Origin of the sequence: Paraburkholderia sp. CHISQ3 (genome assembly GCF_030464945.1) — a bacterium.
Lineage (GTDB): Bacteria > Pseudomonadota > Gammaproteobacteria > Burkholderiales > Burkholderiaceae > Paraburkholderia > Paraburkholderia megapolitana.
In genome coordinates this window covers 303,742-321,958 of record NZ_JALPRG010000009.1, presented here as the reverse complement: position 1 = coordinate 321,958, position 18,217 = coordinate 303,742, and the positions used below count along the sequence as shown (strand labels likewise).

At 61.8% G+C, this 18,217-nt stretch carries 13 protein-coding genes; 9 read left to right on the top strand and 4 right to left on the bottom strand.

The annotated features are described in order from the left end of the window. Positions 1 to 12: 12 nt before the first annotated feature. The 6 genes from M0D65_RS22530 (at position 13) to M0D65_RS22505 (ending at position 7,270) form a co-directional block, all read left to right on the top strand. A complete protein-coding gene (locus tag M0D65_RS22530) occupies positions 13 to 1,176 on the top strand; it encodes an acyl-CoA dehydrogenase family protein (RefSeq protein ID WP_266254635.1) in 1,164 nt (387 codons plus the stop codon). A gap of 11 nt (positions 1,177 to 1,187) precedes the next feature. Further along, entirely contained in the window at positions 1,188 to 2,369 is a 1,182-nt protein-coding gene (locus M0D65_RS22525) for a CaiB/BaiF CoA-transferase family protein (protein ID WP_266254634.1), read from the top strand. 19 nt (positions 2,370 to 2,388) lie between these two features. Continuing rightward, positions 2,389 to 3,795, top strand: a complete 1,407-nt coding sequence (locus M0D65_RS22520; protein WP_266254633.1) for an MmgE/PrpD family protein — start codon at positions 2,389 to 2,391, stop codon at positions 3,793 to 3,795. Beyond that, positions 3,792 to 4,607, top strand: coding sequence for a CoA ester lyase (locus tag M0D65_RS22515; RefSeq protein ID WP_266254632.1), 816 nt, complete (start codon positions 3,792 to 3,794; stop codon positions 4,605 to 4,607). Before M0D65_RS22520 ends, M0D65_RS22515 begins: the two co-directional genes overlap by 4 nt. Before the next feature lie 111 nt (positions 4,608 to 4,718). Beyond that, the gene (locus M0D65_RS22510) at positions 4,719 to 5,609 is read left to right on the top strand and encodes a LysR family transcriptional regulator (RefSeq protein ID WP_266254654.1); all 891 of its coding nucleotides are present in this window, start codon (positions 4,719 to 4,721) and stop codon (positions 5,607 to 5,609) included. A 260-nt stretch (positions 5,610 to 5,869) separates the two neighbouring features. Next, entirely contained in the window at positions 5,870 to 7,270 is a 1,401-nt protein-coding gene (locus M0D65_RS22505; protein ID WP_266254631.1) for an MFS transporter, read from the top strand. 1,007 nt (positions 7,271 to 8,277) lie between these two features. Here the strand turns inward: M0D65_RS22505 and M0D65_RS22500 are convergent. From M0D65_RS22500 to M0D65_RS22485, 4 genes are all read right to left on the bottom strand, one after another. Beyond that, the gene (locus tag M0D65_RS22500) at positions 8,278 to 8,802 is read right to left on the bottom strand and encodes a hypothetical protein (RefSeq protein WP_266254630.1); all 525 of its coding nucleotides are present in this window, start codon (positions 8,800 to 8,802) and stop codon (positions 8,278 to 8,280) included. A gap of 244 nt (positions 8,803 to 9,046) precedes the next feature. Next, complete coding sequence (locus tag M0D65_RS22495; protein WP_266254629.1) at positions 9,047 to 9,409, bottom strand: hypothetical protein; 363 nt, start codon at positions 9,407 to 9,409, stop codon at positions 9,047 to 9,049. Positions 9,410 to 10,519: 1,110 nt separating this feature from the next. Next, positions 10,520 to 12,658 (bottom strand): phosphocholine-specific phospholipase C, encoded by a 2,139-nt coding sequence (locus tag M0D65_RS22490; protein ID WP_266254628.1) that lies wholly within the window; start codon positions 12,656 to 12,658, stop codon positions 10,520 to 10,522. Positions 12,659 to 12,711: 53 nt separating this feature from the next. After that, on the bottom strand, positions 12,712 to 13,071 hold the full coding sequence (locus tag M0D65_RS22485; protein WP_266254627.1) for a hypothetical protein: 360 nt from the start codon (positions 13,069 to 13,071) through the stop codon (positions 12,712 to 12,714). A 193-nt stretch (positions 13,072 to 13,264) separates the two neighbouring features. On the opposite strand from M0D65_RS22485, the gene M0D65_RS22480 reads away from it, so the two are divergent. The 3 genes from M0D65_RS22480 (at position 13,265) to M0D65_RS22470 (ending at position 18,188) form a co-directional block, all read left to right on the top strand. Beyond that, positions 13,265 to 13,390, top strand: coding sequence for a hypothetical protein (locus M0D65_RS22480; protein ID WP_266254657.1), 126 nt, complete (start codon positions 13,265 to 13,267; stop codon positions 13,388 to 13,390). Beyond that, positions 13,387 to 15,357 carry an amylo-alpha-1,6-glucosidase gene (locus M0D65_RS22475; protein ID WP_266254626.1) on the top strand — a complete coding sequence of 657 codons (1,971 nt, stop codon included), beginning with the start codon at positions 13,387 to 13,389 and terminating at the stop codon, positions 15,355 to 15,357. The genes M0D65_RS22480 and M0D65_RS22475 overlap by 4 nt, the downstream gene beginning before the upstream one ends. A 98-nt stretch (positions 15,358 to 15,455) precedes the next feature. Then, positions 15,456 to 18,188, top strand: coding sequence for a glucosidase (locus tag M0D65_RS22470; RefSeq protein WP_266254625.1), 2,733 nt, complete (start codon positions 15,456 to 15,458; stop codon positions 18,186 to 18,188). Positions 18,189 to 18,217 lie beyond the last annotated feature (29 nt).

The following is an 18,217-nucleotide window of genomic DNA, read 5'->3' as shown; positions in this document are numbered from 1 at the left end:
TCCGAACCCGCCATGCAAACCACTCACTCAGACCAGTTCCAGGACATCCGTGAAGCAGTGCGCGATCTCTGCCAGCAATTCTCCGGTGAATATTTTCGCAAGATCGACGAGGCGCGTGGCTATCCGGAAGCGTTTGTCGATGCGCTGACGAAGGCCGGCTGGCTCGCTGCGCTGATCCCGCAAGACTACGGCGGCTCAGGCCTCGGCTTGCTCGAGGCGTCGATCATCATGGAGGAGATCAATCGTGCGGGCGGTAACTCGGGTGCGTGCCACGGCCAGATGTACAACATGGGCACGCTGCTGCGCCATGGTTCGGCCGAACAGAAGCAGCGCTATCTGCCGAAAATCGCGAACGGTGAGCTGCGTTTGCAGTCGATGGGCGTGACCGAACCGACCACCGGCACCGACACGACGAAGATCAAGACCACCGCCGAGCGTCGTGGCGACCGTTATGTGATCAATGGACAGAAGGTGTGGATCTCGCGCGTCCAGCATTCGGACCTGATGATCCTGCTCGCGCGTACGACACCGCTTGCCGATGTCACACGGAAATCGGAAGGCATGTCGATCTTCCTCGTCGATCTGCGCGAAGCGATCGGCCACGGAATGACCGTGCAACCGATCCTGAACATGGTCAATCACGAGACCAACGAACTGTTCTTCGACAACCTCGAGATTCCCGCGGAAAACCTGATCGGCGAAGAGGGGCAGGGCTTCAAATACATACTCGACGGACTCAATGCGGAACGCACGCTGATTGCCGCCGAGTGTATCGGCGACGGTTACTGGTTCATCGACAAGGTCAGCGCTTACGCGAAAGAGCGCATCGTGTTCGGTCGGCCGATCGGACAGAACCAGGGCGTGCAGTTTCCGATTGCGCGCGCGTTCGTCAACGTCGAGGCTGCGAGCCTGATGCGCTTCGAGGCCGCGCGCCGTTTCGATGCGCACGAACCATGCGGCGCCCAGGCGAACATGGCGAAGCTGCTTGCCGCGGATGCATCATGGGAAGCCGCCAACGCCTGCCTGCAATTTCACGGCGGCTTTGGCTTTGCGTGCGAGTACGACGTCGAGCGCAAGTTTCGCGAGACGCGGCTGTATCAGGTCGCGCCGATCTCGACGAATCTGATTCTTTCGTACGTCGCCGAGCATATTCTCGGCTTGCCGCGTTCGTTCTGAGGGCCGACGACATGACAAGACCGCTCGACGGCATCAAGGTCATCACGCTCGAACACGCGATCGCCGCGCCATTCTGCACTCGGCAACTCGCCGACATGGGCGCGCGCGTCATCAAGGTGGAGCGCCCCGGCTCGGGCGATTTCGCGCGCGGTTACGACGAGCGCGTGCACGGCCTCGCGTCGCATTTCGTGTGGGTGAACCGCTCGAAGGAAAGTCTCACGCTCGATGTGAAGCATGAAGACGCAAGCAAAATTCTCGACGCGCTCGTCGCCGATGCGGACGTGCTCGTGCAGAACCTCGCGCCTGGCGCGGCGGAGCGGCTCGGACTTAGCTACGCCGCGCTCAGCGAGCGCTATCCGCGGCTGATTATCTGTGACATCTCGGGTTATGGCGCGGACGGTCCGTACCGCGACAAGAAAGCGTACGACCTGCTAATCCAGAGCGAGTCGGGTTTTCTGTCGATCACAGGGTCGCCGGGTGCGCCCGCAAAAGCTGGCTGTTCTATCGCCGACATCGCGGCAGGCATGCATGCGTATGCGAGCATCCTCAATGCGCTGCTGCTGCGAGGACGTACCGGCAAGGGTTGCCGCATCGACGTGTCGATGCTCGAGAGCATGGTGGAATGGATGGGTTATCCGCTGTACTACGCGATCGATGGACAGAGCCCGCCTGCGCTGTCGGGCGCTGCGCACGCTACGATCTATCCGTACGGTCCATTTCCGGCCGGTGACGGCAAGACCATGATGCTCGGATTGCAGAACGAGCGCGAATGGAAGCTCTTTTGCGAGCAGGTGCTCGAAGCCGCAACGCTTGCCGACGATCCGCGCTTTGACACGAATTCGAAGCGCTCCGCCGCACGCGACGCGCTGCACGCCGTGATCGTCGACGCGTTCTCGACACTTAGTGCCGCCGATGTGATCGCGCGGCTCGATCGTACCGGTATCGCCAATGCACAGATGAACACGCTCAACGATGTATGGGCGCATCCGCAATTACAGGCACGCGAACGCTGGCGCACCGTCGGTACGTCGGCCGGCGACGTACCCGCACTGCTGCCACCCGGTGTGCCTAATACCGTCGACCCGCGCATGGACGCAGTGCCCGCGCTCGGCGAACACACCGACGCGATACTCGGTGAGCTCGGCTATACGTCCGCGCAGATCGACGCGTTGCGCGCAGCCGGCGCTATCTGAACTTTCTGGAGATCAAGACATGAGCGATCATCCGAGCCGCACGCTCGCAACCTTTGCCGCGCAACTGCGCTTCGACGCGATTCCGCACGAGGTTGTGGAGCGCACGGTGAACCTGTATGTGGACTGGCTCGGCTCGGCGCTCGCGGGCAAGGGCGCGCGGCCGGTCGAGAGCGTTGCGCGGTTCGCGCGCGCGGCAGGCGCTTGCGCGGGTGAGCATGCAGGTACGGCAGAAGTATTGATCGACCGCACGCGCACGACACCTTACTTCGCCGCGATGATCAATGCGGCCGCCTCGCATTTCGTCGAGCAGGACGACGTGCACAACGGGTCGGTGTTCCATCCGGCGGCGGTTGTGTTTCCGGTTGCACTTGCGCTTGCGCAGACATCGAATGCGTCGGGCCGCGAGTTTATCGCGGCAGTCGTCGCGGGCTACGAAACAGGCATCCGGATCGGCGAATTTCTCGGGCGCTCGCACTACAAGATTTTCCACACGACCGGCACGGCAGGCACAGTGGCCGCCGCGGCGACCGCCGGGCGGTTGCTCGGGCTTACGCCGGAACAGATGCTCGATGCGTTCGGTTCGGCCGGCACGCAGGCAAGCGGCCTATGGGAATTCCTGCGCGACGCCGCCGATTCGAAGCAACTCCACACCGCGATGGCGGCTGCGAACGGTGTGATGGCCGCGACGCTCGCGGCCGACGGTTTCAAGGGCGCCACGCATATCCTGGAGGGCGCGCAGGGGATGGCTGCGGGGATGTCGACGGATGCGGACCCAGCGCGTCTTACCGACCGCCTTGGCGAGCGCTGGGCCACCATTGAGACATCGTTCAAGTACCACGCCGCATGCCGGCATACGCACCCGGCCGCCGACGCGCTGCTTGCGGTGATCGCCGAACACGGGCTCGAACCGGACGACATCGTCCAGGTGACGGCGCATGTGCATCAGGGTGCGCTCGATGTGCTTGGTCCGGTGCACACACCCGTCACCGTCCATCAGGCGAAGTTCAACATGGGCACGGTGCTGGGTCTCGTTGCGTATCGTGGCCGGGCCGGCGTGAACGATTTCGAGCGCGATTTCTCGGCCGGCGATATCGTCGCGTTTCGCGACAAGGTGCGCATGGCGCTCGACGACGAAGTCGATCGCGCCTATCCGGCTCGCTGGATCGGCAAGGTCAGTGTGCTTACGCGCGACGGTCGGACACTGCGGGGTCGCGTCGACGAACCGAAAGGCGATCCGGGCAATACGTTGTCGCGCGGCGAGATCGACGCGAAGTTTCGCCAGCTTGCGGCGTTCTCCGGCGCTGCGACAGACGCTGAAGCGGCGCAGTTGCTTGCTGCCGCGTGGAACGTGGCCACGGCGCCGCATGTCGGCGCGCTGTTCGGTGGCACGCCGCAGTCCGCGGTGTCGATCCCGGCCGCGGCATGAGCGCGCGTTCCTATCTGTTCGTGCCCGGCAATCGTCCGGAGCGTTTCGAGAAGGCGCGCGCGGCGGGTGCTGATGCAGTGATCCTGGACCTCGAAGATGCCGTGCCGCCGGACCAGAAATCCGCCGCACGCGATAGCGTGCTCGCACACCTGGACCCCGCGCGGCCCGCGTTCGTGCGGATTAATGCAGCAGATACACCATGGTTTGCCGATGACCTCGCCGCGCTGGCCGATCATCCAGGTGTCGCGGGGATCGTGCTGCCGAAAGCGGAAACGCGCGAGCAGATCGACGCGGTCGCGGCGCGTGCGCATCCCGCGCTCTCCGTATTGCCGATCCTCGAAACCGCGCGCGGACTGGCCCACGTCACGACGCTGTGCGAAGTAACGAAGGTACAACGCGTGCTATTCGGCACACTCGATTTCCAGATCGACATGAATATCGAAGGCGACGGCGACGAGCTGCTGTTCTTTCGCTCGCAGATCGTGCTCGCGTCGCGGCTCGCGGGCATTGAGGCGCCCGTCGACGGCCCGTCGACCGTACTCGACGATCCTGCCGCGATCGAGGCCGACGCGCGACGCGCCCGGCGCCTCGGTTTCGGCGGCAAGCTGTGCATTCACCCGAAGCAGATCGACGCGGTGCATCGCGCCTTTGTCTGGAGCGACGACGAAAAAGCGTGGGCGGCGCGCGTGCTGCAAGCGGTGCAGGCAAGCGGCGGCTCGGCCGTCGCAGTAGACGGCAAGATGGTCGATCTGCCGGTGATCCTGAAGGCGCAGCGCATCGCAGCCGGCAGTGGGTATAGCGGGCAGACATGAAAGACACGGGCCACGCGCGCGGCCTCGGTGGAAGGGCGCATTTCCAAACGTATAGCGCACACTCGGTTAATATCGATGTCCATCGTTTCGATGCCGCCTTTATCTACCGACATGCACGTCGATTTCGTCGACCTGAATCTGATCGTCACCCTCGCCGACACGAAGAACCTCGCGCGCGCGGCCGAACGCTGCCATCTGTCGCCGCCGGCCGCGAGCGCTCGCGTGAAGAATCTCGAAGAGGACCTGGGGTTTCGTCTGCTGTATCGCACGAGCCAGGGCATGACGCTGACGCCGGCCGGCGAATCGTTCGTGCGGCATGCGCGGCTCGTGCTGGAGCGCGTCGAACATCTTGCGGCCGACATGCAGGATTTCGGCGAGGGCATCAAGGGGCACGTGCGCATCTGGGCGAATACGACCGCGATCAGCGAGTTTCTTCCGGCGGTGTTGAGCCAGTTCCTGCGCGATCATCACGACGTCAACATCGAGCTGCGCGAAGTGCTGAGCGGCGAGATCGTCAAAGGCGTCGCGGACGGCGCGACCGATATCGGCATCGTCGCCGGCAACGTCGATGCCGGACATCTGGAGATGCTGCCGTATCGCGACGACAGGCTGGTGCTCGTCGCAGCGCCTGGTCATCCGCTCGCGCAACGCACGTCCGTCGATTTTTCGGAGACACTCGACGACGACTTCATCAGCCTGCCGACATCGAGCGCGATTCACTCGTTCATCACGATTGCCGCGGATGCGCTTGGACGGCGCATCAAGTTGCGCATCCAGGTCGGCAATTTCGAAGCGGCGTGCCGGATGATCGCTGCCGGTGTCGGGATCGGCATCGTGCCCGAATCGGTCGCGCTGCGACACGCGACGACGATGCGGATCGCGATTGTCCGGCTCAACGATGCGTGGGCCGAACGCAAGCTCAAGATCTGCGTACGCAGCCTGAACGACCTGCCGCAATTTTCCCGCAAGCTGATCGATATGCTGTTGAGCAGCGATAGCTGACACACGTGCTGGACCTACCGTTCGATGCGGGAAAACCCGTGCTTCGATAACCCGATCGCGCGTCTGAACGCATCCGATCGCGGCTATTCGCAGCGCCTGAACGAGCCCTTCCAAAAAAGCAAATTCCGCTGGCGTTTCGGCGGGCGCAAGCTCCCACTGCAGATCAACCCAGTTCGACGCCGCCCAGTTCGCCCCGAAGTGCATCGCGAGAAAGCACGGGTCCGCTACGTTGCCGTCGATAGAACCAATCGGAGACACATTTGGCTATCGTCAATTCGGGCGCCCGGCTCGACCGGCTGCCTGTCAGCCGTTTTCACTGGAAAATTCTCGGCCTGATCGGTGCGGGCGCTTTCCTCGATGCGTTCGATATCTACCTCGCCAACGGCTCGCTGGCCGCGATGGTGAAGAGCGGCTTCACCGACCTGCGGCTCGGCTCGTTCTTCATTTCAGCGACCTTCCTCGGCATGATGATCGGCGCGGGGCTGTCGGGTTATCTCGGCGATCGCTTCGGCAGGCGTTATTCGTACCAAGCGAATCTCGCGATCTTCGGTCTTGCGTCGCTTGCAGCGTGTTTTGCGCCGGACATCTACTGGCTGATCGTGCTGCGCTTCGTGATGGGCGTCGGGCTCGGCGCGGAACTGGTCGTTGCAGCGGGTACGCTGTGCGAGTTCGTGCCGCCAGCCTCGCGCGGACGCTGGACTTCGCTGCTTGCGCTGATCATCAACTCGGGGCTGCTCGGTGCGACTGCGATCGGTTACTGGGTGATTCCGCATCTCGGCTGGCGCTATATGTTTGCGATCGCAGGTATCGGCGCGTTGATCGTCTGGGTGCTGCGGCACCGGATGCCGGAATCGCCGCGCTGGCTCGAAACCGTCGGCCGGCTGGACGAGGCGGAAGCGACCGTGGCGGCGATCGAACGCGAAGTCGCGGCGCAGGTCGGTGTGCTGCCGCCGGTCGCGCACGTGATGAGCCACGCGGCGCCGCATGCGCCGATCTCGGCGCTGTTCACGCGCGGCATGCTCGGTCGCACGCTGGTCGCGGCGCTGACCTGCATGGCGATCAATATGTCGTTGTACGGTTTCGTCGCGTGGCTGCCGACGTTCTTCGTGAAGGAAGGGCTGACGATCGTGCAGTCGCTGGGCTTCGTGCTGCTGATGTCGTTTGGCGCGCCAGCGGGTGCCGTGGTCGGCTATTTTGCTGCGGACCGGATCGGTCGGCGCAATGGGCTTGTGCTGTTCTCGGCCGTGACCGTCGCGCTCAGCTACGTGTATGTGCAGATGCGCGAGCCGGCGGCGATCTCGATCGTGGGCTTTACGCTGGTGACGGCTATCTATACGGTCTGCACGCTCGGCCTGTTCGGCTACATTCCTGAACTCTTTCCTACTACGCACAGGCTGCGCGGCACCGGTATTGCCGGCACTTGTGGACGCGCCGCGTCGATGTCGACACCGTATGTTGCGATCGTGCTCTATACGCACTTCGGGGTGACCGGTGTGGTGACGATGGTGAGCGGTGCGCTGGTGCTGTTGAGCATCGCGATCCTCGCGCTGAGGATCGAGACGAGCCAGTTGACGCTTGAGGCGATTTCGCCGGGGTTGGGCGATGGTACCGGCGGATCCAGCAGCGCACTAACGGCCCGCGAGCCGAGTGGCGCGCATTGACTTTGAATGAAGCGACCACGCACGCGAACGGGCAGTCCGAGTCGAGTCAAAGGTTGCGGACAAAGCTGTTGCTGATTGTACGTTTTTTTGACGTGTACGTTTTTAGCGAACATTGTCCAATAACGTACATGGATCTGTCACTGAGCTACGCTTTCTACCAGAGATGCCGTTTTCTGCACTTTTGTACGTTATTTGCGTTTTGTATGCTTTTGTCATACACCGGATCATCAGCGTACAAGCGAGTTACTCGTGGTCCTTTCGGACCGCCTGCCCGGTAATGAGTAGCGCGCTGACGCTGGCGCGCTCGGCGTGGGAATCATCGCCAACCGCATGCACTTCCGCTCCGCGCCTGAAGACGATCTCGTGGCCGCCAGGTCCAGGCCCTTCGGGATCGCTACGCGGCAACTTGACGGATTCTTGTTTTCTCGAAAGAAGGAGCCAACACCTTCGCATGCGTTGAGTAGCCCGTACACGGCCTCAGAACACGCGCTCAATCGAGTAAGGCTCGATCTCACAGGCCCAACCTCCTAAATGCCCACACCCCATGGCGCCTCTTGAACCGTAGGCGATCCCTGTAACTCTCACTCGCTTTCCGTTCCAACTCGAAAGTACCCGTTCGCTCGGTCGCATACTCCCGGCCCCAAATGCAAGCCAAATGCTCGAGGGGTTACATGGCGACCCAACGTCGTAGGTGTCATTGCGACGTTCCGCCTTAGGGTAATGATCAACAGAGATATTTTCAAACTCAAACGTTAGCAGTCCGACAACTGCGACGGGTTTTCCGTGGAGATCAGCGATACGGTCAACCAGCTCGTTTACAGCAAGCGCGGGGTATTCCATCATCGATATCCGAACCAAGGGGCCGAGTCGAAATGAACATCCCAACCCTTCTTAAACCAGCAGCCCCTGCTGCTCAAAATCACGGGGATACGCATTGATGTTGAGTAGCGTGTCATGGCTAGCATTCCACCATGGGTGGTACTCTACAAAGTTTTCAAGAATCACGATTACTTCGTTTTTGAACGCCCTCGAATACGTTTATCGAGGTAGGCTGCAAGTGTAGGATCGTTGACCTTCAGATCAAATTTCTGCGCCGAAATTGCTTGAAAGTATGAGTTGCACAATTGCACCTTTCCAGAACGATCCGACGTTGCGTCAATCATCGCCGCATATACTTGATACTGTTTATCTACCAAAGCGGGAACCTGTTTTTCCATCATATCTTCGAATTTGTTGCGAGCTTCAGGTGTGGTGTACATTGCCTCAAGCTGCGTCCGGACTCTTCGATTTTCATCCAGATAGGCATGATGGCGTTCTTGCCACGAACGCAACACTTGGTCGCCAGAGGTACGTAGCGAATCATCATAGGTCCCGCATTTGCCAACGAGGCGTACAAGAATCTCGCCGGTGGACGACGGGGAAGTGGCAGCGGCCCCCATCAGTTCCGCTTCACTGTCGTATTTGAGCACTTGTGCTAAAGCGGAATTCACATAAATGCACGCGAGCAGCAAGAAAAGGATCGTTTTTTTCATATATTTTGCTTTGCAAGTTTTTTGTGGCCGTTGATAGATACAAACACCGGACAAAATGAATATATCGTCACAGAATTTCTTCTAAAATTTATCCGAAACCGTTAGCGATCGGTGCAACGTCGTCGGATATCCCATCCTGGCCGACTACCGTCCGACACGATCGGAAGGCTCCCATCGAGGTCGTACCAAAACATGCAAGCCCGTCTGGGCATCTGGCCCGCTTAACGAGCAAGTCGGTGATACTTTAAAAACTGACCCGATGATACTTGCGGTTAACACCTTTAAGGCCAATCCAGACGCCGAACTCCGGGTTTTCTCCAAGATCCTCGACAAGCACTGTTAAACCTTCGGTCGTTCTCTTGTAGCGCGCGACGTACACGTGCCGCGGCATCATGTCCTTAACCTCGATCTTCACGTCCGTTTGCCAATATTTGATCAGGGGCGGCGCCGATTCAAAACCCGTAGCGAAGCGCACGACGAACTTGTGCGTGCCGGGCAAGAGGCGAACCCAAATAGGGCAGCCGACTTGCCAGCACGAGGGTTCTTTACCATCGATCAGCCGCGTTCCAATGACGGTGTACTCTGGTTGATTGTCGTCGAGTGCCACGAATACGGTAGTACTCGAGAGCTCCGGCGTCCCCTCGTACATTACATACGGAGTTTCATGGAATGCGCAGCCCGAGAGCGTTAGCAATGTGAGGAGAGCGGCAAGCCCGCGAAAGACTGTTAAAGGCATATCAAATGAAGGCGCAGTAGATCAAGATACAACTCACGGATATATATTCAAATGGGTTGGTACCGCTACGTTAAAAGATAGCGAATACTCATCCTCTCCACGTCGCTAGACGTTGCTGGCGAAACGGGGATCAATTGTCGATGAGATAGGCAGCCCTGTCGATGGTCTGTTTCTTATCGACATCCACGATGTGCCAAAAAGAACCGGCCCTGAGGACCGACAGAAGGAGACGACTAACGCTGCGCTGCGCTCGGTACTAAGTCACATCGCAGTATCACTACCACGCGAACTGGCTGCTTCATGTGCGCGCGAAACATCGAGTGCTCCGTACCGAATTAAGTGAAAGCGGCATTCCACATCGTCAAGCTTCAATTGTCCAAATTGCGCGAGCATCGCAAACGCGGCATTACTTGCCAGCAAACACACGGCAGTCGCATCCACCCGGCTAACAGACTTCGTCGATGATTCCGATGTCCTCCTCGCAACCTTCACAAAGGAACTTTCGTCGATGGGCGACCGATTCGGGGATCGCGCGAACGAGCAGCCTGAAAGACTGGAGGCCGGCGCCTGAGAGGTGGCGTGGCCAGGCTCAATCCGCTTGACGCTCCGACGGTCGCCCACCACGCTGTCTTTGATCGACAGAGTCATTCCCCGAAGGACTTTTTCAGGATGCGTGAATTCCAGTTCGACTTATCCCCGCGAGGGGCTTTCGCTTTGATCGCGTGGACACGGCTGGAGAGATTTTGCACCCGTGTAGCGCCTGTGAGGAGCCAGGTAGCTAGTCTATTAAGCAGTATTCGCTTTTCACCAGGGCATGGAGCGAAATAGATTTTGCGGAGCAAGGAAAAGGGCCTAGCCGAAGCTAAGCCCTTGAATCCTCTAGTAGGCCGTACGTGACTCGAACACGTGGCCAGCAGATAAGAATCCACGTGCGGGGTTCGAATCACCCTGCAGGAGCGGCAGTTCCTGCACCTACCTCACTCAGAGCGCCGTACTAACCGGCGCAACCGCCGCCGGATCACTAATACTCGGCCGGCCGTTCTCGACGTGACCCGCCACACGACGGATAAAGCTTGCATCGCTACTGCTAGTCACAGTCAGGTCATACCAGTGATGGCTCGACGCGAGAATCCACGGTTCCTCGATCTGCACGCCCGGCGGCAGCAGCACGGGGCGCGGCCATGCGCCGTACGCGTTGTCGACCACCGTCAGCCGTGCGAAGCCTTCGCTGTGATTCGCAAAGCGGATGAACACATTGCCGTTCGCGACGTCGTAATGCACCTTGATCTCGGGATGCGCCGGATGGTTGTGACCATGGCCTTGCGTCTGCTGGGCCGACACATCGCCGCCGAACTGGCGCACGAAGCCGTTCGGGCCGTACACGATGAACGCGTAAGCGCCGTTTGTCGTGCTGAGATCGAACGTCTCGCTGAGCGACTTGCCGGCTTCGACGGTGTAGCGCCACGGGCCGTCGGTACGGTTCGTCGAGTACACGTAGAAGTGCGCGCCTTGTTTGCCGGTGTTGCCGAACTCGATCACGAAGCTGTTCGCGCGCGTGTCGACGTGGCCGTTCACATGCAGTTCGTACGGAATCGCACGGGCGAAGCGGATGCCGGGTTCCTGCGGATCGATCGGGCCCGGTGTGGCCGGCACGGTTGGCGGCGGCAACGACGAGCACTGGTTGTTGGCTTCGTTGATGTAGTTGCTCGTGTCGGGCAGCGGCGGCAACTTTGCATCGGGTGTGCGGAAGTCGAACGCGGTAGTCAGATCGCCGCACACTGCACGACGCCACGGCGAGATGTTCGGTTCTTCTACACCGAAACGCTGCTCGATGAAGCGGATCACCGACGTATGGTCGAACACCTGCGAGCAGACGAAGCCGCCCTTGGTCCACGGCGATACGACCGTCATCGGCACGCGCGGTCCGAGACCGAACGGCAGGTTGTCGACGGTGTAGGTGCCTCCGCGTCCCGACGGGTTGATGACGTTATGGATTTCGCCATCGACGGTCACTGTCGACTTGCCCTGCGTGCTATTCGACGGTGCTTGCGGCGGCACGATGTGATCGAAGAAGCCGTCGTTCTCGTCGTACATGATGAACAGCACGGTCTTGCTCCAGACCTCGGGGTTCGACGTCAACGCGTCGAGGATCTGTGACGTGTATTCGGCGCCATAGAGCGGTGTGTACTTCGGGTGTTCGGAGAACGCGGCCGGCGGGCACAGCCAGGACACCTGCGGCAGATTGTTGGCGAGCACGTCCGACTTCAGATCGGCGATCGTACGCACGGTCTGCGCGCGCTCGTACAGCGGCGTGCCGGGCTGCGCGTTGATGAATTGCGTGAAGTTCTGCAGGACGTTCGTGCCGTAGTTGCCGTTGATCGGATCGTCACCGGTCAGGCCCTGCTGATACACCTGCCACGAAATGCCCGCGGCTTGCAGGCGTTCCGGGTACGTCGTCCACGACAGCAACTGATACTTCGGCGGCGCATCGCCGTCGACGAAGTCGTTGTTGTCGAGCAGCGGGCCACCGTGCGTGCCGGTCGGATCGATCATGCCGGTCATCAGGTACGAGCGGTTCGGGTGCGTCGGACCTGCCAGCGAGCAGAAGTAGTTATCGCAGACCGTGAAGGCATCGGCGAGCGCGTAGTGAAACGGAATGTCGCTACGCAGGTGATACCCCATCGTCATGTCGGTCTTGTACTGCGGCCACTGGTTGTACGCGCCGTTATTGATCGCGGAATGCGTGGGGTACCAGTTGTGGTCGAGGTCGCCGATACACTGCGCGCTCGTGGTCTGCGTGTTCAGGTGGAACGGCAGCACCGGCTGGGCCGGATTTTCCTTCGACGGTTGATACCACACCGGCTTGCCGCCCGGCAGCGGAATCGGGAAGCGGTCGTTGTAACCACGTACGCCGCGCATATGGCCGAAGTAGTGATCGAACGAACGGTTCTCCTGCATGAACACGACGATGTGTTCGATATCGTTGATCGTGCCGGTGCGCGACGCGGCGGGAATGGCAAGCGCGTTACGGATCGACTCGGGCAACGCGGTCATCGCGGCAGCGGCACCCGCCGACGATGCCACGGTTTGAAGGAAACGGCGGCGGCTATTCGAGGTCATTGCTTATCACCTTCTTCTCGGGGGAAAGGATAGCGCGTGGGGCGCGCTACTGATCAATTGCTGTTGTCGCCAGGCGCGAAGTGCATGACGGGGGTTACTTGCTTGCTGTCTGCGGCGAGGCTCGCTTGCGCGCTGAGGATCGCGCTGGGCGTGTCGTTGCTGGAACTGTTGCCGGGTGGTGCGTCGAGTGCTGTGGACCAGCTTGGCGGGGCAGCGGGGGTTGCGGCTGCCACGGGTGTTTGCTGCGTATCGCTTCTGGCAGGTGTGGGCTGTGGTGCTGCGTTAGTAGCCGCGTTGACCGGCGTATTACCCGACGCACTGCCGGCGTCGTCGGGACTGCAGGCGGTCAGCGCAACGGCCGCGAAGAGCGCGAGCGCAACCGGGGTTGCGCGCGAAAGAGCGTCTCCGTTCATCTGGGCATCCTCGTGGATTGAAGCAGTCAGGCGGTGTGCGCATGCAGTCTCCAATGCATTGAAGAAAAAATTGTGAAACGTTTGCGAGTGATTCGTAACCACTCGTAACGTCTGTTTTTCGAAAGTAATAAGAAAGCTTTTGGGAAGAATTTCTCGCGGCCGTGCGATCGCCACTGAGATGCTGGTTTGCGGCATGAGCCTCGGCTATGCTGACCCGTCGCAGCCGGAGAACGGTCTCGTCAGCACACGCGAACCGGTCGACGGCTTTGTCCATTTCATGAGCGGTGCAGACAACCTTTCGGCCAATCCCAATCCATGACCCAGTTCACCTCGCCTTTCGACGCACACCGCCTGCAGGACGAATGGCTCGAAGCGGACAACCTCGGCGGCTTCGCCTCGGGCACGGTCGGCATCGCGCGCACGCGCCGCTATCAGGCGCTGCTGCTTGCGGCGCGCGACGCCGCGCAGGCGCCATCTGGACGCGTGGTGCTGGTGAACGGCGTCGAAGCGTGGCTCGAGGTGAACGGACAGCGTCATCCGCTGACGATGCAGCGCTACGGCTCCGACGTGGTCTATCCGGACATCGCAGCGAACCTGCTCGGTTTCGATACGCAACCGTGGCCGACGTGGCGTATCCGTATCGACGACAGCACGACGCTCGTGGCCGAGGTATTCGTCGCGAAGGCGACCTGCGAGACCGTGCTGCGCTGGCGACTCGAATCCACCAATGCCGCATTAACGTCAGGTGCGCTACGGCTCGAAGTCAGGCCGCTGCTGTCGGGCCGCGACTATCACGCACTGCACCATGAGAACCCCGCGTTCAATTTCGCGGCGCACGTGGAAGGCGAGCAGGTGGCCTGGCAGCCCTACGGCGATCTGCCGGTAATCGTCGCGTCGAGCAACGGCACCTACGCGCACGCGCCGGACTGGTACCGCAACTTCTGCTATCTGCGCGAACAGGAGCGTGGGCTCGACTTCAGCGAAGACCTGGCGACGCCGGGCGTGTTCTCGTTCGATCTCGCTGCGGGCCCGGCGGTGATGATCCTGCGGGCCGCGCCCGCTGCGAACGCTTTGCCGCTCGCGCAAACTACGCAAACCGCAGCGCAACATGCCGCCGCCCTTGCCACTACCGAACAGCAACGCCGCGCCTCCGCAAGCTCCCGTCTACAACGATCCGCCGACGCTTACGTGGTCGCGCGCAACACCGGCCGCACGATCGTCGCCGGGTTCCCGTGGTTCACCGACTGGGGCCGCGACACGTTCATCTCGATGCGCGGCCTGCTGCTTGCCACCGGCCGCTACGAGGAAGCGGAATCGATCCTGCTCGAATGGGTCGGCACGCTGTCCGAAGGCATGTTGCCGAACCGCTTCCCCGACTACGGCAGCGCGCCGGAGTACAACGCCGTCGATGCCTCACTGTGGTTCGTCGTCGCGGTACACGACTATCTTGCGACCGGCGTTGCGTCGGCGGCGACGCGCCAGCGCCTGCAGGACACCGTGGACGCGATCCTCACCGGCTACGCGCGCGGCACGCGCTTCAACATCGCTGCCGATCGCGACGGCCTGTTGCGCGCCGGCGTGCCTGGGGTACAGCTCACGTGGATGGATGCGAAGGTCGGCGACTGGGTCGTCACGCCGCGCATTGGCAAGCCGGTTGAAGTGCAGGCGCTGTGGATCAACGCGTTGCGCATTGCAACAGCGTGGAATCCGCAGTGGCAGTCGTTGCTTGCGAGCGCAACGGCTGCGTTCGCGCAGCGCTTCGTCGATCCCGCGAGCGGCGCGCTGTTCGATGTCGTCGACGTCGATCACGTGCCCGGCACCGTCGACCGCTCGTTGCGGCCGAACCAGATTTTTGCGGTGGGTGGCCTGCCGTTTGCGCTGCTCGAAGGCGCGTCGGCGCGCGCGGTCGTCGACCAGGTCGCAGCGCATCTGCTGACGCCGCTGGGCTTGCGCACGCTCGCACCAACCGACCCGGCCTATCGCGGCCACTATGCCGGCGATCCACTCGCACGCGACAGCGCCTACCATCAGGGCACGGTGTGGCCGTGGCTGATCGGGCCGTTCGTCGAGGCGTGGCTGCGCGTGCACGGCGTCACCGACGTGAGCCGCGCCGAGGCGTACGCCGGCTTTGTTGCACCGCTGCATGCGCATCTCGACGAAGCGGGCCTCGATCATGTGTCGGAGGTTGCCGGCGGCGATGCGCCGCATACGCCTGGTGGCACACCGTTCCAGGCGTGGTCGATGGGCGAGCTGCTGCGGCTCGAAAAATTGCTGGGGCCCGCATAGGGGCTGGGGACTGGCATTGGCGCCCAGTAAAAACGCGGTCTCCGGCAAACCGCGCTACGATGTGGGTCCCGATGTCCGGGCCTAGCACGAGGATATCCATGCCACCGTTGCGCGCCGCCAATCTGCTCGACACTATCGAAGGCTCCCGTCTGCATTCGCACGACTGTCCGCGCTGGCAACGCTGGGGCCCGTATCTGAGCGAACGCCAGTGGGGCACGGTGCGCGAGGACTACAGCGAGAACGGCACCGCCTGGGATTACTTTCCACACGATCACGCCCGCAGCCGTGCCTACCGCTGGGGCGAGGACGGCCTCGCCGGTTTCGGCGACGACACGCTCAGCTGGTGCGTTTCACTTGCACTGTGGAACCGCCATGATCCGATTCTCAAGGAGCGTCTGTACGGCCTCACGAACGCGCAGGGCAATCACGGCGAGGATGTGAAGGAGCTGTACTTCTACCTCGACGGCACACCGACGCATTCGTACATGCGCATGCTCTACAAGTACCCGCACGCGGCCTTTCCCTACGACGACCTGATTCAGGAAAACGCGCGCCGCGGCGCCGACATGCCCGAATACGAAATCCTCGACACCGGTGTGTTCGACGACGAGCGTTATTTCGACGTGCAGGTCGAGTACGCGAAGCACACCCCCGAGGACATCGTGATGCGCGTGACGGTCGAAAACCGCGCGGATCAGGCGGCCTCGATCGATCTGTTGCCGCAGATCTGGGCCCGCAACAAATGGTCGTGGAAAGGACAGCAGGACAAGCCATCGCTGGTCAAGAGCGTGAACGCGCAGGGCAACGTGCAGGTGACGGGTCGCCAGCAGGGGCACGACACGATCGTCGTCACCGCATGGACGAAGGACGCGGACGGCGCCGTGCCCGACTGGCGCTTCTGCGAGAACGAGACCAATGTGAAGCGCCTGTTCGGCACGGATGGCACAGGGCCGTTCAAGGACGGCTTCAACGACTGGATCGTGCAGGGCGACACGCATGCGGTACGTAACGATTCGGGCACGCGCGCTGCGGCGCATGTGCCGCTCGAACTCGGGCCGCACGGTCGCGCGGTCGTGTTCATGCGCTGGCGGCCGGAGTCGGCGCCGGATGACGCGCCGCTCGACGTCGATGCGCTGTTCACGCAACGCCTCGCCGAGGCCGACGCGTTCTACGCAGCGTTGCAACATGAAATCGCCGATGCCGACGCACGGCTCGTGCAACGCCAGGCGCTCGCGGGGATGCTGTGGTCGAAGCAGTACTATCAGTTCGACGTGCAGCGCTGGCTCGAGGGCGACCCTGGGCAGCCCGCGCCGCCCGCTGGTCGCAAGCACGGGCGCAATACGGACTGGCGCCATCTGTGCAACGCTGACATCGTCTCGATGCCGGACAAGTGGGAGTACCCGTGGTACGCGTCGTGGGATCTCGCGTTTCATGCGGCGGCGTTTGCGCTGATCGATCCCGCGTTTGCGAAGCGCCAGTTGTTGCTGCTCGTCAAAGACCGCTACCAGCATCCGAACGGACAGCTCCCCGCTTACGAGTGGGCTTTTGGCGACGCGAATCCGCCGGTGCATGCGTGGGCCGCGTGGCGCGTTTATGAAATCGACCGCGCGCTGACCGGCAAGGCGGACCGCGATTTTCTCGAACTGGTGTTCCACAAGCTGCTGCTGAATTTCTCGTGGTGGGTGAACCGCAAGGACGCCGACGGCCGCAATATTTTTCAGGGCGGTTTTCTCGGCCTCGACAACGTCGGCATCTTCGACCGCTCGGCACCGCTGCCGACCGGCGGCCATCTCGATCAGGCCGACGGCACCGCCTGGATGGCGGCCTATGCGCTCGACCTGATGCGTATCGCGCTCGAACTGGCCGTGGCGAACCACGTGTTCGTCGATATCGGTGTGAAGTTCTTCGAGCACTTCCTGTACATCGCCGAGGCCGTCAGCTGCGAGGACGACTCCGAGACGGGCCTGTGGGACAGCGCCGACGAATTCTTCTACGACAAGCTGCGGCTGACCGATGGCACGAGCATTCCGCTGCGTATCCGCTCGATTGTCGGGTTGATTCCGCTGTTCGCGGTGCACGTGCTGGAACAACGACTACACGGCGATCTGCCCGGCTTGCGCGCGCGGCTCGTGTGGTTCCTCGAACACCGGCCCGATCTTGCGCGGCTCGTCTCGCGCTGGGACCAGCCCGGCAAGAGCAACAGCCTGCTGCTGTCGCTGCTGCGCGGGCACCGCATGAAGGCACTGCTGCGTCGTACGCTCGACGAAACCGAATTCCTGTCCGATCACGGCGTGCGTGCGCTGTCGCGTGTGCATCGCGACGCGCCGTTCGAGTTCAAGTATGGCGGCCAGAGCTTCGGTGCGAAGTATCTACCGGCCGAATCGGATTCGCGCGTGTTTGGCGGTAATTCCAACTGGCGCGGGCCCGTGTGGATGCCGGTCAACTATCTGCTGATCGAATCGCTGTACGAATTCCATCGCTATTACGGCGACGATTTTCGCGTCGAGTATCCGACCGGCTCGGGCGAGAAGTTCTCGCTGAGCGAGATCGCCGACGAACTCGCGCGCCGTATCACGACGCTGTTCCTGCGCAACAAGGACGGCCGGCGCCCGGTGATGGGTGCGTACCCGCTGCTCGAAGCCGATCCGCGTTCGCAGGACCTCTTGCTGTTCCACGAATACTTTCACGGCGACAACGGCCGCGGCGTGGGCGCATCGCATCAGACCGGCTGGAGCGGGCTGGTCGCGTTATTGCTACAACCACGCGCAGCGGCTGCGTCGGGCAGTTTGCCGGTGATGTCCGGTGCCGATGTGGCTGTGGCAATGAAATGAAGTAGGCACGCGCCTGGCGGCGATGCGAC